Annotated in this window: 16 protein-coding genes; 5 read left to right on the top strand and 11 right to left on the bottom strand. The window is 67.8% G+C overall.

The window, feature by feature from the left end:
• Position 1: 1 nt before the first annotated feature.
• Positions 2-1,117, bottom strand: coding sequence for a GH39 family glycosyl hydrolase (locus MOM01_RS08005; RefSeq protein WP_241384874.1), 1,116 nt, complete (start codon positions 1,115-1,117; stop codon positions 2-4).
• A gap of 175 nt (positions 1,118-1,292) precedes the next feature.
• Between MOM01_RS08005 and MOM01_RS08000 the strand changes: the two genes are divergently transcribed.
• Positions 1,293-2,366: a GNAT family N-acetyltransferase gene (locus MOM01_RS08000; RefSeq protein WP_241384873.1), complete on the top strand. Its 1,074-nt coding sequence runs from the start codon at positions 1,293-1,295 to the stop codon at positions 2,364-2,366.
• Here MOM01_RS08000 and MOM01_RS07995 read toward each other — a convergent pair whose 3' ends face one another.
• From MOM01_RS07995 to MOM01_RS07975, 5 genes are read right to left on the bottom strand one after another with little or no spacing between them, the layout of a single operon-like run.
• On the bottom strand, positions 2,367-3,476 hold the full coding sequence (locus MOM01_RS07995) for a cellulase family glycosylhydrolase (protein WP_241384872.1): 1,110 nt from the start codon (positions 3,474-3,476) through the stop codon (positions 2,367-2,369).
• A 7-nt stretch (positions 3,477-3,483) separates the two neighbouring features.
• Positions 3,484-5,034 (bottom strand): oligosaccharide flippase family protein, encoded by a 1,551-nt coding sequence (locus MOM01_RS07990; protein WP_241384871.1) that lies wholly within the window; start codon positions 5,032-5,034, stop codon positions 3,484-3,486.
• Positions 5,035-5,046: 12 nt separating this feature from the next.
• Positions 5,047-6,129, bottom strand: coding sequence for a glycosyltransferase family 4 protein (locus MOM01_RS07985; RefSeq protein WP_241384870.1), 1,083 nt, complete (start codon positions 6,127-6,129; stop codon positions 5,047-5,049).
• The gene (locus MOM01_RS07980) at positions 6,012-7,412 is read right to left on the bottom strand and encodes an O-antigen ligase family protein (protein WP_241384869.1); all 1,401 of its coding nucleotides are present in this window, start codon (positions 7,410-7,412) and stop codon (positions 6,012-6,014) included. Before MOM01_RS07980 ends, MOM01_RS07985 begins: the two co-directional genes overlap by 118 nt.
• Positions 7,409-9,115: an alpha/beta hydrolase gene (locus tag MOM01_RS07975; protein ID WP_241384868.1), complete on the bottom strand. Its 1,707-nt coding sequence runs from the start codon at positions 9,113-9,115 to the stop codon at positions 7,409-7,411. The genes MOM01_RS07980 and MOM01_RS07975 overlap by 4 nt, the downstream gene beginning before the upstream one ends.
• A gap of 183 nt (positions 9,116-9,298) precedes the next feature.
• Between MOM01_RS07975 and MOM01_RS07970 the strand changes: the two genes are divergently transcribed.
• The 3 genes from MOM01_RS07970 to MOM01_RS07960 all read left to right on the top strand — a co-directional run bounded on the left by MOM01_RS07970 (position 9,299) and on the right by MOM01_RS07960 (position 12,874).
• Complete coding sequence (locus MOM01_RS07970) at positions 9,299-10,459, top strand: glycosyltransferase (RefSeq protein ID WP_241384867.1); 1,161 nt, start codon at positions 9,299-9,301, stop codon at positions 10,457-10,459.
• A gap of 354 nt (positions 10,460-10,813) precedes the next feature.
• A complete protein-coding gene (locus tag MOM01_RS07965; RefSeq protein WP_241384866.1) occupies positions 10,814-12,334 on the top strand; it encodes a sugar transferase in 1,521 nt (506 codons plus the stop codon).
• Positions 12,335-12,415: 81 nt separating this feature from the next.
• Positions 12,416-12,874, top strand: coding sequence for a DUF6098 family protein (locus MOM01_RS07960; protein WP_241384865.1), 459 nt, complete (start codon positions 12,416-12,418; stop codon positions 12,872-12,874).
• Between the two features lie 58 nt (positions 12,875-12,932).
• Here the strand turns inward: MOM01_RS07960 and MOM01_RS07955 are convergent, their stop codons facing one another.
• The 3 genes from MOM01_RS07955 to MOM01_RS07945 all read right to left on the bottom strand — a co-directional run bounded on the left by MOM01_RS07955 (position 12,933) and on the right by MOM01_RS07945 (position 17,303).
• Positions 12,933-14,972 (bottom strand): CocE/NonD family hydrolase, encoded by a 2,040-nt coding sequence (locus MOM01_RS07955; RefSeq protein WP_241384864.1) that lies wholly within the window; start codon positions 14,970-14,972, stop codon positions 12,933-12,935.
• A gap of 12 nt (positions 14,973-14,984) precedes the next feature.
• Entirely contained in the window at positions 14,985-16,277 is a 1,293-nt protein-coding gene (locus MOM01_RS07950) for an ATP-grasp domain-containing protein (RefSeq protein WP_241384863.1), read from the bottom strand.
• A 111-nt stretch (positions 16,278-16,388) separates the two neighbouring features.
• A complete protein-coding gene (locus tag MOM01_RS07945) occupies positions 16,389-17,303 on the bottom strand; it encodes a manganese catalase family protein (RefSeq protein ID WP_241384862.1) in 915 nt (304 codons plus the stop codon).
• 680 nt (positions 17,304-17,983) lie between these two features.
• Here MOM01_RS07945 and MOM01_RS23505 point away from each other — a divergent pair.
• A complete protein-coding gene (locus MOM01_RS23505; RefSeq protein ID WP_441347287.1) occupies positions 17,984-18,469 on the top strand; it encodes a DUF421 domain-containing protein in 486 nt (161 codons plus the stop codon).
• Between the two features lie 9 nt (positions 18,470-18,478).
• Here MOM01_RS23505 and MOM01_RS07935 read toward each other — a convergent pair whose 3' ends face one another.
• Positions 18,479-18,901, bottom strand: coding sequence for a hemerythrin domain-containing protein (locus tag MOM01_RS07935; RefSeq protein WP_241384860.1), 423 nt, complete (start codon positions 18,899-18,901; stop codon positions 18,479-18,481).
• Between the two features lie 35 nt (positions 18,902-18,936).
• Positions 18,937-19,080 (bottom strand): hypothetical protein, encoded by a 144-nt coding sequence (locus MOM01_RS07930; RefSeq protein ID WP_241384859.1) that lies wholly within the window; start codon positions 19,078-19,080, stop codon positions 18,937-18,939.
• Between the last annotated feature and the right edge of the window lie 35 nt (positions 19,081-19,115).

Here is a 19,115-nt window from a genome sequence, read left to right as displayed (position 1 = left end):
GCTACCACACCGCGTCCACCGGAGCGGTGACGTCGAGAAGGCCGTCCACGGTGGGACACGCCGTGGCAGCAGCGACCACCGCGTGGGAGGGCTTCGCCGAGAAGTTCTGCTGGAGCAACCCGAAGTTCTGTTCGACATCGCCCCGATTCGTCCCGCGGTCGCGCATCGAGTAGACGAACACCTTCTGCACCCAGCCGAGCCGGCGTGCCTCCGCGATACCGTCGGCGATGATGTCCGCCTGACGCTGCGCGCTCACCGCGTTCGACGCGGTTCCGGTCGGGGCACCGAACTCCGTGGCCCAGATCGGCGTGTCGCCGTCGCCGTAGCGCACCATGATGTCGCGCATCGATCGCATGCGGTAGAAGGTGTTCCAGCTCTGCGTGCTCGCATCCGACGGCAGCGCCGGATAACTGTAGGGGTGGACGGACAGGATGTCGAAGTACCGGTGCGCCCCGCGCGCATAGAGCTGTTCCACGTAGGTGACCGGTGAGATGTTCGTCCCGTCGTCCACGGCGGGGGCGAGTCCGCCGTTGAGGATTCGCGCGCCGGGTTGCACGGCCTTGATCGCCGGCGCCGCAGCGGCCAGCAGTTCGACGTACGCGCCGATATCGGCGCGTGGCCGGAAGAAACTCGTCAGGTTCGGCTCGTTCCATATCTCCCAGTGGTGCACGCGGGTCGCATAACGCGTCGCCGCCTGCCGGGCGAAGGTGGCGAATGCCGCCGGGTCGGCCGGATATCCGTGGGTGTCGGAGCCACCGGCGACCCGCGCCCAGGCCGGGGTGTACGCGACGATGCCGAGCACCTCGAGGCCGCGTGCGCGGGCTCGGTCCACCACACGATCCGGTACCGACCAGTTCTGTTGCCCGCGGTGCGGTTCGACCACCGACCAGTCGACGTCCACGCGCAGCCACCGGGCACCCACCGCGCGGACGGCATCGAGTTCGCGGTCGAGTTCCGCATCCGGCAGGTACATCAGCGGCGCCCCGGCTGCGATGCCGATGTCGTCGGACGCGCACGTGACCGGCGGAGGGGCTTGCGTCGGTGGAGCGCACGCCGCCAGCACTGCGAGGGAAGACGAGACAACGGCGGACAATGCGGCGCGCACGAGACGACCCATCGACCCTCCTGTTCTGGGATCCGGACTGTTCCGGGCTTCGGTCGTAACGCTGCGCCCCCGGTCCGCGATCTTCCCGGTGGAGCGAGCGGCGGACCGGCGCCGCGGATCCACTGTATCGAGGGGACGTTCGGAAGATGCCACATTCGCGGACCGAAGGCTCCGGTGTGTACGCACCGTGAGTTTTGCGATCCACGACGAGGTCTCGGCCGCGCGGATGGTCGAGGAGTGGGACGACCTCGCAGAAGGACTGTCTCAGCGCGTCGCGACCCGGCCGTCCTACGCGCTGGCCTGGAACCGGGTGGGGCGCGGGCGGACGGCGGTGTGCACGATCCGGCGCCACGGCCGGCTCGTCGGACTCGCGCCCGTACATGCCCGCACTCGTTTCGGCGTCACCGCCCTGCGCCTGCCGGCGCACGGTCTCGGCACCATCGGATCCTTCCTTGCGACCGACGAGGCCGCCCTCGGTGATCTGCTCGACGGGATCGCCGATCGGAACATGGCCCTGCAACTCGACCACGTCGACCTGACCGACCCGCTTCTCGCGATGCTGCGCGCCTCGCCGCGGTGGAGCGTCGACGTGGTCGCCACGGAGCAGTGCCTGACCATCGACCTCGCCACCGGGCAGGGAGCGGAGTCGCTGCGCGGCAGGCGAACACTCAAGACGCTGTCCCGGCTCGAGCGAGCACTGGAACGGGCGGGAACCCCCGCCACCGTCGAAGTGGTGTGCGAGCCGGACCATCTCGCGCAGCGGTGGCCCGACATCGTCGCGGTCGCCGCGGCGGCCGACGAACACAGCGGACGCGACGACTTCTGCGCTCCGCCCCTGGCGTCCTTCAGCAGACCACTGCTCGACGCCGAAGCGCGCGCCGGCAGATTGCTCGTCGTCGGCCTGCTCGTCGGCGGCCGATGGTCCGCGCACGAGATCATGTTCCGTACCGGCTCGACCGCCGAGATGTGGATGGCCCGATTCCATCCCGACGTGCGCCGCTTCCAGCCGGGGCAGTTGCTGCAACGCCGCCTCGCCGACCGGCACGACCATCTCGGCGTCGAACGGTTCGACTATCTCTTCGGCACATCGGAATTCAAGTCGCAGTGGGCGAACGGCGGATACCGGGTGGGTTCGGTCGTCGCCGTTCCCGCCTCGAGGCCGCACCACCGCTGGACCCTGCGTGCCGCCGACTGCGCCGCCGATCTCGTGCGTCCCCTTCGTACTGCGGCACTCGGCGCACTCACGCCGGGCCGTTCGTGATCAGAGGCAGCCGGGGGTGCTCGCGGCCGTGCGCAGCACGTCCCAGGCGGGTTTCTGCGACCCGTCGTACGTGGCGACCCCGAAGTTCTGCTCGCGATCGGACACGTCGGTTCCCCGGTCGAGGAGGCTGTAGACGAACAGCTTGTCGACGAATCCGAGCGCACGCTGTTCGGTGATGCCGTCGCGCAGGATGTCCGCCTGGTCGGTGAACCCCACCGCGTCTGCGCCCGTCCCGGTCGGTGCCCCGAACTCCGTTGCCCAGATCGGCTTGTCGGAGTCGCCCCCGTCGACCATGACGGTCCGCATCTCACGCATGCGGTAGAAGGAGTTCCAGTCGGAGGTCGACTCGTCGGACGGCAGCGCCGGGTAGCTGTAGGGGTGCATGCCGACGACGTCGAAGGTCGACGAGACCCCCTGTGCGTACAACTCGGTGAGGAAGGTCGTGGGCGCGATGTCCGAGCCGTCGTCGACCGCGGGGGACAGACCGCCGGTCACGATCACGGCTGCCGGGTCCACGTTGCGGATCGCGTCCGACGCCGCGACGAGCAGGTCGGCGTAGGCGCGGACGTCGGGGCGTGGAGTGAAGAAGACGGTCGAATTCGGTTCGTTCCAGATCTCCCAGTGCGCGATGCTTCCGGAATAGCGTTCGGCGACGTCGCCGGCGAAGCGGCCGAATTCGCCCGGGTCCGCCGGCATGCCGTGGGTGTCGTCGATATCGGCGTCCGCCGTCCGTGCCCACCGGGGCGTGTGGGTGAGCAAGCCCAGTATCTGCAGGTCGTGCGAGTCCGCCGCGGAGATCACGCGGTCGGTTCCACTCCAGTCGAAGCGTCCCCGGGCGGGCTCGACGATGGACCAGTCGATGTCGAACCGGACCCAGCCGGCACCGCTCTCGGCGACCGCCGACATGTAGGTGTCGAGCTCGGAGTCGGCGAGGCCGTCCAGACCGGAGCCGGTCGCGATCCCCAGACTGCTGCCGGTCAGATCGGTGCGGCACTCGGGGGGTTCGGCGCTCTGCGTGCACGACAGGGCGAACACACCGACAAGGGCAAGGACGGCACGCAACGGCATGGACCGCGAGACACGGCGCGGCACCGACCGCGAAAAGAACACTGCAACCTCAACGGGACTTGACCAGACCGACGAGGCCGAGCCCGCCGGTGATGGGAAGGATATGGGTTCCGGCCAGAACACAGACGGCTGCGAGGACGGCAGTGACGGGCCAGGGAAGATCGTAGCGGTCGGCGAACAGCGACATCCACACGGCCACCGCAACACCGAGCATCGCGATGGCGACGGTCTGGGCGAAGGGGAACAGGCGGCCGATCCGCACTGTCCGAGCGACCACGATCCAGATCGCGACGAGCAGCACCGCCTCGGTCAGCACGGTCGCCAGCGCCGCGCCCTGGAACGACATGCGCGGGATGAGTACGAGATTCGCCCCGACATTCGCGGCGAGAGCGGCGAGAGCGACCCACGGATACACCCGGTGCCGTCCCGTCGCGATGAGCACCATCAGACCGAGTTCGGTGAGCATCGACAGTGCACTGCCGAGCACCAGCAGACGGGACGCGTCGGCCGCCTCGGCGAATCGCTCACCGTAGAGCAGCGACAGCACTCCGTCCGCGGAGGTCCAGAACGCCGCGGCGGCGGTCGCGCCGAGCACCGCGAGCAGCATGGCCGCCTCGCGGGTGCGACGGCGGAACTCGTCGCTCCGGGCCGGCCAGGTCGCGACCAGCAGGGTGGTCACGGGCCCGACAACGGTCGAGGAGACCATCGACAGCAGGTCGGCGAACTTGTATCCGACGGTGTACAGACCCACCGAGTCGAAGGTGTCCATCCGTCCGAGCATCAGCACGTCGATCTTCGACAACACGGTGAGCAGCGCGAATCCGATACTGAGCGGAATCGCCTCGACGAGCATCTCCCGCCAGCGCCACAACTGGGCGCGCGCGGCGGGCAAAGGGCCGGCCTTGCCTGCGCGGACCCCGCGGATCAGGATGCCCGCCCCGACGATCTCGTTGATCACGGCCGGCACGACGAGGACGAGCAGAACCGGATTCCACAGCACCGCTGCGATGGTGGCGATCAACTGCGCGAGCTGCCCGAACGTTTCCGCTACCGCCACCGACGCCATGCGCAGCCGGCTCTGGTACATCACCGCCAGGGCATTGTTGGGGGTCGCGATCACCACCACGAGTCCGGCGATCATCGTCGCGCGGACGACGTCGGAGGAGTACCCGAGCAGCAGCACGTACCCCACGGCGAGCGCGTAACCGAGCAGGCCGAGGAATCCGCGCAGCGCGATGAACGCGGTGGTGACGTACGAGACCTCCCACGGATTGCATTCGACGAGTTTGGCGAGCACCACGCGTCCCACGCCGAGATCGGTCACGACGGACAGCAATCCGAGCAGACCGAAGACGAAGGAGAACTTCCCGAAGTCGTCGGGAGCCAGTGCCCGGGCGACGATCATCGATCCGGCCCAGCCCATGGACGCGACGGCCAGGCGGCTGCCGAGCATCACCACGGTGTTCCGCCGCGCGGCGCGTCCGTCGAGTTCGGGGGCCCGGGGTTCGTGCAGGGTGCCGCCGGGATCGTGTGCCTTCGCGACGATCCGTTCCATCACGACGGTCTCGGCCATGCGGTCGGCCAGCGAATGCCTACCCATCCGGCGTCCTTGTCACAGGAGTAGGCCCGCGGTGCGGTAGGCGTCCACTGTGAGCTGCGCGGTGCGTGTCCACGTGTACCCGGCCACGACCGCCCGCCCATGTGCGCGCAGCGCTTCGGCGGTATCGGTGTCGTGGACGACCACCCGCAGGGCTGCGCTCCACGAATTCTCGTTGTGGTCGGTGACGAGCAACGCGCCGTCGTCGACCACGTCGGGTAGTGCGCCGACGGCACTCGTCACCACGGCGCCGCCGCAGGCCATCGCCTCGAGCGGCGGCAACCCGAATCCTTCGTAACGCGACGCGTAGGCCACGGCGCTCGCGGCGGCGTACAGCGCCGGCAGATGCGCGGTGGGCACGTAGCCGAGGCCGATCGCACCGGCCGGAGCGTCGGGGCCCGTGGATCCGGCGCCGGCGAGCACGAGCGGTATGTCGAGAGCACGACACGCGTTCGCGACGAGCGCGACGTCCTTGCGGGGTTCGACGGTGCCGACCTGCAGGACGAACCGATCGGGAAGCCGGTAGGCCTCACGGATGTCGCGCACCTCGTCGGCGGTCGGCGGCGTGGCCCAGCTCGCGGGGGCGAGCGGGGTGACCACGGCGTCGCGTCCGCACAGTGCATGGATCCGTTCGGCGGTGAAGTCGGAGACCGCGACGAGTACGTCCGCCCGGCGCATGGCATCCCGCAGCAGCAACCGTTCTCCTGCCGCGCGGCGGCGGTCGAAGGCCCACGGGGTGTCGAACACCGCCAGATCGTGGAATGTCGACACGGTGGGTCCGGAACAGAGGACGGGAAGATCGACGTCGAGACTGTGGAACAGGTCGACTCCGAAGACGGGTGCCTTGGCGTGGAGCATGCGGCGTATCCCGTCGGCAACGGGGCGTACGAGTGGGGTGATGCCGTCGGGGAGCTCGCCGGCGGCGTCGCGCTGGACCGTCGCGCTCAGCGCGGAGTCGTGCAGCAGGGGATCGAGGGCGTTCAGCAGTTCGCGGACATAGGTCTGGACGCCGCTGCCGGACGGTCGGAGTGCGAGGGCGCCGAATCCGATGCGGTGACCGAGCTTCGTCGAGGTGACCAATGTTGCGTCAGTGCGCATCCGACAGTTCCTAACAGTAACCAGAAATAGACGTCGAGCGGGAAGATCTCGAGGTAGGTCGCCACGGTGGACGCGACCGCCGCCGCGACGATCGTGCCGCTCACCCCGAGTGCGAGGGCGGCATCCTGCCCGTTCATGATCCGCGACGCGCGCAGCGTCGAGACCGCGGCGCACACGAGGACCAGGACGAACAACCACAGACCGATCGGCCCGAGTTCCACGGCGAGTTTCATGTAGTAGTTGTCCGGCTGGTACGGCATGAATCCGAACTGGACCGCCGCCTGCAACGACAGCTCCGACAGCATCGGATTGCCGTCGTCGACCGCCTTCGCGGCCGCCGAGCCGGTCGCACCCAGTCCCTGTCCGAAGGGGTGCACCCACAGCGACGACAGTGTCTGCGACCATCCGTCGCCACGCTCGCCGAGGCTCGACGACGAGAACAACGGGGCCAGCACCGAGCTCGGTATCGTCAGCAGGAGGACTGGCGCGAGCGCGAGGGCGGCACCGAATCCGAGGAACAGGGCGCGGTACCGGTGGATGGCGAGCCACAACAGTGCCACGACGAGCCCGATGTAGCTCGCGCGCACGATCGTCACACCCATCCCGAGCAGCATGATCGGTACAGCACACAGGAACAGTGTGTTGCGGAGCCGGCGCGGATCGGCGAACGCGACCGCACAGCCCACGATCAGGCTGATCATGACGAACAGACCGAACGCGAAGGGTGTGGTGAAGGTGCTGAAGCTGCGCAGGATTCCACCGGTGATGCGGAGATGCTCGTCCCAGCGGTAGCCGAGCTCGGCGAGTCGCTCACCGCCGATCGCCTGTTGCGCGAGTCCGATCAGTGCGGTGAGAACCCCCGTGCCCATGAGGATCGTCACCAGGTGGTCGCGGTCGCGCGCGCCGAACGGTGCGCGCCAGAGGATCACCGGTATGACGAGATAGAAGAAGGTGATCTTGACGGCGGTGATCCCTGCGAGTCCCGAGGTGACCGCGGCCGAGCCGACACCGATCGCGGCCCAGGCGACCACGGCCGGCCACCACGGATAGGACGGCGCCGGAAGTCTGTCCCGGTAGGGGCTGACGAAGGTCGCGGCGAGGGTGAGCAGGAGCACGCCCTCCTTCCACGGTGACAGCGCTTCACCCCCGGGGACGATCACCAGCAGTCCGTGCAGCGGTGTGAGCGCGGCGACGAGCAACAACCCGCGCTGGGGGCGACGATGGAGCGCGGCGAACAACGCGAGCGCCGCGGGCACGGCGAGCAGCAGCAAGAACGGGGTCACGAGATGCGCTCGCTCGTCGCCGGATCGGGGGCGCGGATACCGAACTCGGCGAGCACGGTGGACGTGATCGCCGCACGGAGGAATTCGCGCCCGTCGCGCTGGTAGCCGCCGTGGTCGCCGACCGTCCCGGCGAGGATGCGGCCGGTGAAACCGCGACGCCGCAATCGGTCGAGGCTCTCGCTGCCGCGCTGGTAGAGGAACGAGCGATGATCCTGGGCCGACAGCACGACCGTGGTCGACACCTCCGCCCGGCGCAATGCTTCGAGCACCACCTCGGGCACCTGGGTCGCCCCGACTCTGCCGAGCATCAGCCACAGGTTGTACGGAAGGTACTTCTGCGCCCACGGCTTGATGCGGGCACGTAGCGGGAGGTCTTCGGCCGGGGCGTCCCCGGCGTTTCCGGGAGCGCCGGGTACGGGGGGACCGAGCATGGCCCGCAGCGACTTCCGTCGATGGGTGGACCACAGGATCATGTTGACCAGCACCGCGACGCGCGCGTGTCCGCGGATACCGACCCAGGATGCGTACCACGCACCGGAACACAGGCCGATCACGGCGAGATTCCGCGGGTCGATACCGAGCGCGGCGACGGCGTCGGCGGCGTCGCGGTCGGAAGTGTCGGAGTACAGCGGGGTGAGCGGGGTCCCGAGTGCCGTGCCGGTGTCGCCCACCCCGGTCCGGTCGAAACGCACCGAGGAGATGCCGTGCGTGGCGAGGCTGCGCGCGAGTTCGACCCACAGGCGACTCGGCCCGAGCCGATGTTCGTACGCGGTCCCGAAGAACAGCACCGTGGGACCGGAGGTGCCGGCTGCGCGCGTGTGCAGGGAGAACATGTCGTTCGGGCCGAGATACTCGATGTGTTCGTGGATCGGGATCCCGGTGCCGGTCGTCGCGACGACGGCGCGCTCACGGACGGGGAACCGCACTTCGCGGGTGCAGTTCGGCGCGGCGTCGGCGATCCAGTCGGCGATGCGGGCGAGCTGCCCGGCCGGGATGGTGGGGTGGAGCGCACTGGGGGTGGTGAACGCCTCGTGCCCGGCGAGCGGGAGTTCGTCGCCGCGGAGTGCGGCGGCGAGTGCGGACACCGCGGCGGTCTCGCGCGCCGCGGGCCGGGTCGCGAGCAGGGTCCGTACGCCGGCCAGGGACTGGGCGTCGATCCTCAGCGCCCGGAGCGAGTCGGCGGCCTCGGCGGCGAGCACGCCGCCGATGATCGATACCCGCGGATCGGCGGGATCGTCGGTGCCCTGGGTGACGTTGTAGAGAGCACGCTGTTCGCGCAGCAACACCCGGCCGGAGACGATCGGATCCCACAGCACCGCGGCGTCGACCGGTCCGCAGTCCGGCAGTGCCGTCGCTGCGAGCAGGGCTCCGGCCCGTAAGCCCACCACGGTGATGTGCGCTGCTCCGCTCGCACGGACGGCGTCCACCGCGGTGACGATGCTGCGTTGCCAGGCGGCGACGGCGTCGGGTGAGTCCTGCTCGCCTGCGGAATCACCCGTCCCCGTGTAGTCGAACCGCATCGCGGCGAGCCCGCGTTCGGCGAGCTGCTCGGCGAGCACTGCGACCCCGCGGTAGGTGTCGAGATGTTCCTTGCCGAGAGGCGGGCACAGCACCACCGCTCCGCGGATCCTGGCGTCGTCGGGAAGATGGACGTGACCGAGGATCGGCGAGTCGGCGCAACCGAACCACGACGCGTGCCGCACACCCACTCCTTTACCTCCACTTCCGAGGGGGTGAAAAGGGGGGTGATTTCCCGGCCCTCCACTGTGCCCCGAATGTCCTTGTCTTCCGGCCGCATTCGTATCGAGGCATTCCCCTGCCCCGTTACCCCGGGCACCCCGCAGGCTCATAAGGTACATCCCGGTCGGCAGGGGGTCTTCGGAGGGATGGCTGTGCGTGGAGTGTTGGTGCACGAATGGATCGCGCGTGACGGAGGGTCGGAGAAGGTCCTCGACGAGTTCGTCCGCAGCTTTCCCGATGCCGACGTCCTGTGTCTGTGGGACGACGCTGGGCGATATCCCGGGCGCAGGGTGCACGAGAGCGGTCTGGCGCGCACGCCCTTGCGGCGGAACAAGGCGCTGGCGCTGGGCGCCATGCCGTACGTCTGGCGAGGCAGACCGGGCGCGTACGACTTCGCGCTGGTCAGCTCCCACTGCTTCGCCCACCATGTCACCTTCCGGGCTGCGGCCGGCGGTGCCGCACAGGGCGGTGTCGAGAAGTTCGTGTACGTGCACACCCCGGCTCGCTATCTGTGGAACCCCGAACTCGACGCCCGGGGAGCCTCGCTCGCGGTGCGGTTGGCTGCGCCACCGTTGCGGATCCTCGATCGGCGCCGTGCGCGGGAGGGAGCGCGATTCGCAGCGAACAGCGATTTCGTGCGCCGGCGCATCGAACGAGCCTGGGGGGTGGACGCGCGGGTGATCTTCCCGCCCGTGGAGACGGCGCGCATCGCGGCGGTACCGGACTGGCGTGACGAACTGTCCGCGGCCGAATCCGACCTGGTGGAAGGGCTTCCGGAGACCTTCGTACTGGGGGCCTCGCGGTTCGTGCCGTACAAGCGACTGGATTGGGTGATCCACGCTGCCGAGCGCGCCGGTGTGCCCGCGGTGATCGCGGGATCCGGCCCGGAGGAAGGCCGGCTGCGACAGCTCGCCGCGGCCGCAGCGGTGCCGGTCCGTGTGCTGGCGCGGCCGTCGGACGCGCTGCTCTACGCCCTGTACCAGCAGGCCTACGTCTACGTCTTCCCGGCGGTGGAGGACTTCGGGATCATGCCGGTGGAGGCACGTGCCGCAGGGGCGCGGGTGATCGTCAATTCTCTCGGCGGTGCCGGTGAGACCGTCGAGGAAGGGGTGGACGGCCTGCTCTTCCGTGAGGATTCGATCGAGGCCGTCGCCGAGTGCATCGCCGATATCGACACGGTGCCGCGAGGTGGTGCTGCTTCGGCCTCGATGCGGCGAGGCGGTGCTGCTTCCGTCTCGACGCTGTCCGCGGAGAGGTTCCGGCAGCACATCCGCGAGTGGGTCGACGGGGAAATCGGGCGAATGTGAGCCAGGGCACTCCTACTGTGGAGTAGGCGCCCCTTGTCGCCGGTTCGTCCGTGTTGTACCTTTCTCCCGGGTCGGGAGCCTGGTCATGGGGGATGATGGGGGATCGTCATGGCGACATGTCACCGGCCGAATATCGTCCGGCACCGCTCCGCGCGGTCCTGTCTGCCGAATTGATCTGGCGCACAAAATCTTCGAGATGTTCGTCGTGAAGCCTTGCGGGGCTTCCTCCTCGGAACCGTGATCCGTCGTACTGGAACGCGATCGTGACACAGCCGATGGAACGGACAACAGTTGGACAACAACCATCGGGCTGTCGGGGCCACCGCCGTGGTGGAGTAGGCAAGCAGGAGATGTATGGGGATCGGACCCGAGTTGGTGCGGCGCGGTGCGCCGGCACGTGACTCGAACGACGGCCGTGGAAGTGTGCCACGAAGGCAATGGCAACGAACCTATCGACGATCCCTGGCCGCCACCGACACTGCGATCGTCGTCGCGGTCGTCGCACTCGCGCAGAGCGCCAGGGAAGTCTTCGACGGTCTCGCCTACGAACCGGCCTCCCTCGTCCGTGCTGTCGCGTCTGCGATCGCGGTGGCGGGATTGTGGCTTGCGATGCTCGCTCTCAACGGAACTCGCAAGGAGCCGGTCGTGGGCAGCGGTGAGGAGGAATATCGCCTCGTCACCCGGGCCACCCTGCAGGCGTTCGGCCTGCTCGCGATCGCATCGTTCCTCGTCGAATCGTTCGCGACGGACCTCGACGCCGTCCGCGTCTACCTGCTGCTCGCCCTGCCGACGGGACTGATCGCGCTGCCGCTCGGCCGCCGCTGGCGCCGGCGCGCGATCGAACAGCGGCGCGCCCGCGGCGAGTTCCGGACCGCGGTACTCGTCGTGGGTTCCGAACGCGCGGTGGACGCGATGGCCGGCTCCTTCGCCCGCGACACCTCGGCCGGATACCGCATCGTCGGTGTGTGCACGACGGGGCACACCGGAGAATCCGGACGGACCATCACTGTCGCCGGTCAGGAGATCCCGGTGCTCGGTGCGGAGACCGACGTGCTCAACGCCGTCAAACTCTCCGGCGCCGACACCGTGGCCATCGCCGCCGGAACCCACTGGGGGAACGGTGACATCGGCGAGCTCGCATGGGAACTCGAACCCTATCGCGTCGACCTCGTGGTGGCTCCGGGCGTCACCGACATCGCCTTGCCGCGGTTGTCGATGCATCCCGTCGGAGGATTGCCCTTCGTGCACGTCGAGGAACCGCAGTACCGCGGATCGCATCGCCTCGCCAAGACGGTCTTCGACGTGGTGTGCGCTCTCGTCGCACTCTCGATCGCAGCGCCCGTCATGCTCGTGGTCGCGGCGCTCGTCAAGCTGCAGGACGGCGGCCCCGTCTTCTACCGGCAGGAGCGGGTCGGACTCAACGGTGCCGTCTTCCGCATGTGGAAGTTCCGGTCCATGATCGTCGATGCCGATCGTCTGGTCGACGAGGTTCGCGCCGGGGCAGGCCAGGCGGAGACGATCTTCTACAAGTCGGCCCGCGATCCGCGCATCACCCCCGTCGGCCGGTTCATCCGCCGCACGAGCATCGACGAACTGCCCCAGTTGTTCAACGTCCTCGCCCGCGACATGAGTCTCGTGGGACCCCGGCCCCTGGCGGCCGGGGAAGGGGAGATGATCCCGGGCTTCGTCGCGCGACGCATGCTCGTGCGACCCGGCATGACAGGTCTGTGGCAGGTCTCCGGCCGCTCCGATCTCTCCGAGGCCGACCGCATCCGGCTCGACCTCTTCTACGTCGCGAACTGGTCGATGGTGCAGGATCTGCTCATCATGGCGAAGACGGTGCGTGCGGTGCTGGCGAGCGACGGGGCCTACTGAACCTCCCGTGCGGGATGTTTCGCGCGCGAGGAGGCGGGAACCCTTCGATGCAGTCCTGGCTGTCGAAGGGAGGACTCGAAGGTGAGTACGTCCGTCCACAGGTTCCATCCCGACCCCGACGACATGCCACTGATCACCACCCTCGACCAGCTCGCTGAGCTCGCCACGGCTCCGCTGCTGTATCTGAGGTATTCGAAGGGCCCCGCAGCGGATGCCGAGGACGGCCCGAGCCGGGACGACGAGGCGAACGTGACCCTGCCCGGCCTGTCGGCAACCACGCTCTCGCCCGAGCCGTGGTGGCGCCGGCCCGTCAAGGACTGGGTCGCCCGGCGCCTCTGCACGTGCTCCGGACCCACCGAAGACGACGGTAGATTCGCGTGGCTGCTCACCGGCAGGATGGTGGGGCGCGGTCCCGGTCACGAGCCGTTGCTCGTCGACGTCCGGCCCCATGCGCGCGTGAGCCGGAGTGTCCTCGACGAGGCCGAACGGTGGTACGCCGAGCATTTCGACGTGGGTGACGATTCCCGGAGGAGTGCGTAGAACCCGCCGCGGATGTTCCCGCGGCGGGTTCCACCCTGTCCGGGCCGGATCCCGCTGATCAGACCAGATCGCGCGGAATCCGGCGCTGCCAGCTCTGCGAGTGCACCCGTCGATCTCCGTGGTCGTCGTCGAGTTCGAAGGCGTCGAGTTCGGCGTTGACCACGAATTCGTCGGGCGTGGAGGTGAGGACCGTGCGGGTACGCACCTCCGTGCGCCAGTCGTCCCGCTCGTAGCGGCGCAGGGTGCGGGTCTCACCTCGCACCGAATCGGGATCGTTTCCTCCGAAGCTGAACCACTCCTGCGTGCGGCGCCGGATGACCGTGCCGGTCTCGTCGATCCGGAAGGCGCCCTCGTCGTCGAGGATGTCGAGGGTCGACACGCCGGTCGCGAGATCACGGGTGGTCCGCCAGTGGTGCTCGCCGGGTTCGAGATCGGTGATCCCCAGCGGGGGAGCGCCCTCGGGCTCACCGAGATCCCGCAGCTGCGCATCGTCCTCCCGGGGGGACCGGACCGGCAGGACGAGTTCGCCGCCGGTGAAGACCGTCACCTCGGTGGGAGTCGGGGACGGCCATGCCAGCGGGAAGTAGGACGTCGAGATCGACAGCCGGATCCGGTGGCCGGCAGGGAAGACCTGGCCCATACCGTTGAGCTGGATCCGGACGCGGTACCGCTTCCCGGGTTCGAGCGGCTGCGGATTCTCACTGCCGTCGCGGTGCGTGAGGTTGAGCAGGCCGTAGGTCACGCGGGTCGCCTCACCGTTCGGTGCGATATCCGACAGGCGCGCGGCGAGCATCGCCACCGGTGTCGCCGAGGACACCTCGAGTTCCAGCTCCGGCTGCCCCAGGATCTCCATCGGTGCGTCGAGCGACTCCGTCTCGAAGACCAGGGCTCCGCCGTCTTCGTCCCGCTGGTCGGTCGGCAGGTCCGGGGTGGCGGCATAGGAGGCCCACTTTCCGGCGAACATGCCGACACTCAGCGGGGATTGGAGCGTCAACGGTCGCTCCTCGCGGGTGGTGGGATCCCCGTCGGCGTGCAGCGCGTGACGGTCGAAGATGTAGCGGCGGGACTCGATGTCCGGCGACGGCCACGACGGTTCGGCCACCCACCGGCCCGGCCGTTCGGCGTAGGACGGGTTCGGCTTCACGGGGTCCTGCATCCAGGCTCGTACCATCGGTTCGTCCATCACACCGGTGTCGATGCCCTTGAGCCAGTGGTCCCACCACCGCACGACCTCCTGCAGGAATCCGATCGCCGGGCCGGGCACGCCGAGATGGGGGTACTTGTGACCCCACGGTCCGATCAGCCCCTTGCGTGGCACGTCGAGGTGTTCCATCAGACGGAAGATCGCGTTGGTGTAGCCGTCCGCCCAGCCGCCCACCGCGAGGACCGGGCACCGGACGGCCGAGTAGTCCTCGTTGACGGATGCACGCTTCCAGTAGTCGTCCCGGTGCTGGTGTTCGAGCCACTTCTCGATCCACAGTCCGCTGCCTTCGAGACGTTCCTGCCACATCTCGCGCCAGCGATCGCCGACGATCGCCGGGTCGGGTGGCAGGCTGTTGAAGGCGAACATCACCGTGGCCTCGGACAGGTTGTCGGACAGAAGACAACCACCCATGTAGTGCATGTTGTCGACGTACAGGTCCTCCGTGGCCGACGCGCTGACGATGGCCTTGAGAGCGGGTGGCCGGCGTGCTGCGACCTGCAGGCTGTTGAAGCCACCCCACGAAATGCCCATCATGCCGACCGAACCGTCGCACCACGGCTGCGCGGCCAGCCATGCGATGACCTCGCAGGCGTCGTCGTGCTCGTCGGCGAGGTACTCGTCGCGCAGCACGCCGTCGGAGTCACCGCTGCCGCGCATGTCCACCCGCACACAGGCATAGCCGTGGCCGGCCATGTAGGGATGGTTCAGTGCGTCCCGCCCTCGCGTGGAGTCGCGCTTGCGGTAGGGGAGGTACTCGAGCACCGCGGGCACCGGATTCTTCTCGGCGTCGACGGGCAGCCAGATCCTTGCCGCGAGGCGCACTCCGTCGCGCATCGGGATGAAGACGTTCTCGATGACACGGACCTCGTGGGGGAGGTCTGTGATCGTGCGCATGCCGGCCTCCTCTCAGTTCTCCGGTGCCGGATCGAAGGTGAACGGCAGCGCCGCGAGCCCTCGGTGATACCGCTGCTCGAGCTGCTCGACACTGTCGGCGCCGATGTACATCGTGCCCAGTTCGTAGCGGTAGGCATCCTGGTTGGGAAGGTCTGCGAGCCGGTCGCCGGGGGCGACGTCGATGCACACCAGCGCGCCGGGGATCTCCTCGCGCAGGCGGGCGATGTCTGCTTCGGTGGGCACCGAGGTGACGATGCCGTCCTCGTAACGCGGGATGATGCACTTCGCCGCGACGGCGAACTCACCCTCGCGGTGCGGCATCCGCGGCGGCCGGCCGAGGGCGATGTCGATGGCCACCTCGTGGTTGGACCTCCCGTCGACCTTGGCGAACAGCTCGCTGTGCGACTGCGAGATCCGGGTGTTGACCTCGATCAGCCAGAGCTTGTCGTTCTCCTCGTCCCACATGAACTCGGAGTTGAAGCATCCGTTGTCGAAGCCGACGTGCCGCAGATAGCGCTCGGTGATGTCGATCATGCGCGCCTGTACCTCTTCGGGCACGGTGCTCGCCGGATAGTCGAGGCGTTCGAAGCTGCGTCCCGCGGCGTCCTTGCGCATATCGAACACGCCGTGCACATCGAATCGCCCTTGGAACATGGTTCCTTCGGGTGCGACCTGGATGCCGCTCACGATCTGCTCGGCGAGGCAGGTCGTGCCCGATTTCTCACCGATGGCATCGGGAAGATCGACGCGGCGCAGCACCTCGTCAAAGGCGTTGCCGACCAGCCCGATCTTCTCCCGGATCTCCACGAGGGCCTCGGCGAACTCCTGCTCGTTGCGGATCGCGAATCCGAGTTGCGAGGAGTGCGATTTGACGGGCTTGACCCAGAACGGGAAATCGAGCTCGATGTTGTCGAGGGCGTTGTCGTCGAAGGGGTCGAACGAGCTGAACTGCGGCACACATTCGGGTACCGACTCCCGCTGCGCGAGGCGGCTCCAGTACTTGTGCTCGGTGGCCACGATGCTGCGCAGTGACGGCGAGGGGATGTTCCGCTCGGCCGCGAGGATGGGAGCGAGCACGCTGGTAGGGAAGTCCCAGTGGGCGATGATCCCGTCGACGCTGCCGGGGAAGGCATCGAGTTCTCGCCGGCAGGCATCGAGAAGATCGTCGAAGACGTATTCGTCCGGCTCCACCAGCGTCTCATAGTCGAGTAGGCCGTGGAAGCTGAATTGCTCTGCTCCGCTGACAGTTTCGAGTTCCTTGCGTTGAATGTCGGTGAGTCCCGGGACGAAGATGTTGGTGCTCATGAAAGAAGCCTTCCCGCTTGAGTTCGATACGAAACGGGTTGTGTGAAAAGTGATTTCACGAACGATCGCCCCGGTTCCGAAGAACCGGGGCGATCGTAGGTGAGGAGTGGGTCAGGGTGTGTCGGGATCGAGGGCATCCTTCATCTTGCCCACGAGTCCCTTCTCCGTTCCCATTGCGGCAGAACGAGGTTTGCCCTGGGATCCGTCGTAGGTCGCGTACAGCTTCGGGTCCGGCGGCGGAGCGCTCGCCACGTCGCCCAGCGGGACCGGATCGGCGAGGAAGGACATCTGCGTCGTGCCGTCGGGTCCCGTGCCGTGTGCCCAGCGTCCCTGATCGGAGGCCGCACCGTCCGACAGATGCCACAGGCTCGAGGCGTGCTCGGAATGTTCCTCGTCGAACAGGGCATTCGGGGCGATGGGGCTCGGCTCGATACCGTCTGCCTTCAGTTCCTCGATGGCGGCGAGCCACAGGTTCTGATGGTAGGTGTCGCGTGCCAGGTTGAACCGGAGCATGTCCTTGACGCCCGGATCGTCGGTCATGTTGTAGAGCCTCGCGGTCTGCACCCTGCCTTGAGCTTCGGCTGCCACGTTGGCCTGGAAGTCGGCGAGGAGATTACCGCTGGCGACGATGAATCGTCCGTTCCACGGAACGCCGTTGCTGTCCGCGAGGGTCGGGCCGCCACCCGAGACGATGGCCTGCTGTGGATCCATGCCGCCGAGAACTGCTGCGACCACCGGATCGGCGGCGGCGTTCTTGGTGGACTCCGTGGCGGGGGCGCCTTCGAGGAGACGCGCCACCATGGTGGCGATCATCTCCACGTGCCCGATCTCCTCGGTGGCCACGTCCATGATCATGTCCTTGTACTTCCCGGGCATTCGGCAATTCCAGCCCTGGAAGAGGTACTGCATGGTCACGGTCATCTCGCCGTAGGCGCCACCGATCAGTTCCTGCAGCTTGCGTGCGTAGACGGGATCGGGCTTCTCCGGCTTGACGTCGAATTGCAGATGGTCTGTATGACGAAACATATGTTCCCCTCGAATGCCGATGTGTCGTGTGGGAAAGACCGGCGACGCCGTGGTCTCGACGCCGTATCGGTGAGCCCGTGGGGCTACGATCGGCTACCCGCCTCAGGGTGCACTAAACACGGGCGTGTCACCTCCGTGTATGCGTTTCCGTTTTGTGCCAACGTGGGGGATATGGAAGATCGGCCGGATTCGACAGTCGCAGATGTGGGGCGGCTGCCCGCAGTACCGCCGTGGGGCGGTTCCGTGCGTTCGCGGCCGTGGTGCTCACGGCCGTCCTCGTGGCGGGTGGTCTGGGGCTGCTGGGGGTCCGCAGCTCCACGGCGTCGGCTCAGGGAGGCGGTCACGACCTCGAGGTGACCTATCCGCGCGTCGCGTGCTCCGGTCTCGATGTTCCGTGGTCCGTGAAGCTCCGGCGCGAGGGAGGATTCGACGGGGAGATCGTCCTGGCGGTCGACACCTCCTATATCGAGATCCTCGAGATGCGAGGTCGTCTGCCCGAGCCGGCCTCGGAGACGGCCGGGGGCGGATCGGTGTACCTGACCTCCCGGAGAAGAGTTCACGTTCTCGCTGGACGTACGGATCCGTGCCGGCAAGCAGTGGGGCGAATCCGGATCCGTCTCGGTGATGGAAGGCGGAACACCTGCAGTGACAGTTTTTTACGAGACCTGGTTGGTGCCCTGATGGAAATCGTGGTTCGCGCTGTCGTCCTGTTCCTGTTCCTGTTCCTGTGGGGGATCACCCGGCTCGTCGGCCGCTCCAGCGTCGGAGAGCTGAGTACCTTCCAGCTCGTACTCTTCGTGGCCATGGGAGATCTCGTGCAACAAGGGATCACGCAGGACGACGTATCCATGACGAGTGCGGTTCTCACGATCGGGGTCTTCGCCGTCCCGACCTTGGTCCTGGCGACGATCAACGCCCGGTATCCGAGGCTGCGGGGGATCACACACGGAGTCCCGGTCGTCATCGTCAAGGACGGCGAGCCGGATATGCAGAACCTGAAGCGGGAGCGTCTGTCCCTCGACGATCTCCTCGCCGCGGCGAGACAGGAGGGCATCCGCCGATTCTCGGACATCGAACTCGCGGTGCTCGAGACCAACGGCCGCGTCTCGTTCTTCACCCGCACGCGCGCCCGGGACGGCGCACCGGAGGAACCCGACCCGGTGTGAGGCCGGGCGTCAGTCGGTGTGTCGCCCGGTCAGGGCGTCGCGCAGACGGTCGACCATGCCGATTCCCGGACCGACCGTCTTGTGGAAGAGTTCGGAATGGGGTGCGGACGGATGGGGGCGGGTGGGTGCGACCTTCTTCGCCGCCTGCACCTTGGCGCCCACCGCCACGAGATCCTCCTGGGACAGGTGCGTTCTCAGTGCCGGAAACTGATCGGACTCTTCGTCGTTCGCATGGTGACGCAGCAGATCTTCGAGCTTCTTCACGAGGGCCGTGAATTCGGCACTCGTCGCATCGGCGCCCTCGAGTTGCTTCATGACCCGCACGATCGTGTCGTGCTCTTCCTTGTCGTGACCGACGGCTTCCGTGCCCCCGGGGAGATGCTTCTCCATCTCGGGATAGACGAACATCTCCTCGGCGATCGCCAGTCTCATCACCTCGGCAATCGCCGCGTGCCTCCTTCGAAATATCAGGTTTGCCCGGTCTCGTCGGCGTCGTCCTCACCTTCCGCCTGGTCCGGCTGTCGCTGGGCCTTCGAGCGGAGGCTGTCGGGATCGGCGTCGGGGTCCTGGTCGGGGTCGTACGAACCGCTGGAACCTTCTGTGCTGCTCATGTATGAAGGGGTTCACCGATGCCGTAGCGGGCAAA

The organism is Rhodococcus sp. CH91 (assembly GCF_022554085.1).
Taxonomy (GTDB): Bacteria; Actinomycetota; Actinomycetes; order Mycobacteriales; family Mycobacteriaceae; genus Rhodococcus.
The sequence above is the reverse complement of the archived record's forward strand: the minus strand, read 5'-3'. Positions and strand labels throughout refer to the sequence as shown.

Bases quoted from the DNA above. Each gene is read 5' to 3' on its own strand.
- MOM01_RS07955 (WP_241384864.1), bottom strand. From the start codon at position 14,972: ATGCGCACGATCACAGACCTCCCCCACGAGGTCCGTGTCATCGAGAAC.
- MOM01_RS07985 (WP_241384870.1), bottom strand. From the start codon at position 6,129: ATGCGCACTGACGCAACATTGGTCACCTCGACGAAGCTCGGTCACCGC.
- MOM01_RS07930 (WP_241384859.1), bottom strand. From the start codon at position 19,080: ATGAGCAGCACAGAAGGTTCCAGCGGTTCGTACGACCCCGACCAGGAC.
- MOM01_RS07965 (WP_241384866.1), top strand. From the start codon at position 10,814: ATGGGGATCGGACCCGAGTTGGTGCGGCGCGGTGCGCCGGCACGTGAC.
- MOM01_RS23505 (WP_441347287.1), top strand. From the start codon at position 17,984: ATGGAAATCGTGGTTCGCGCTGTCGTCCTGTTCCTGTTCCTGTTCCTG.
- MOM01_RS07950 (WP_241384863.1), bottom strand. From the start codon at position 16,277: ATGAGCACCAACATCTTCGTCCCGGGACTCACCGACATTCAACGCAAG.
- MOM01_RS07970 (WP_241384867.1), top strand. From the start codon at position 9,299: ATGGCTGTGCGTGGAGTGTTGGTGCACGAATGGATCGCGCGTGACGGA.
- MOM01_RS07990 (WP_241384871.1), bottom strand. From the start codon at position 5,034: ATGGGTAGGCATTCGCTGGCCGACCGCATGGCCGAGACCGTCGTGATG.
- MOM01_RS08005 (WP_241384874.1), bottom strand. From the start codon at position 1,117: ATGGGTCGTCTCGTGCGCGCCGCATTGTCCGCCGTTGTCTCGTCTTCC.
- MOM01_RS07945 (WP_241384862.1), bottom strand. From the start codon at position 17,303: ATGTTTCGTCATACAGACCATCTGCAATTCGACGTCAAGCCGGAGAAG.
- MOM01_RS07935 (WP_241384860.1), bottom strand. From the start codon at position 18,901: ATGAGACTGGCGATCGCCGAGGAGATGTTCGTCTATCCCGAGATGGAG.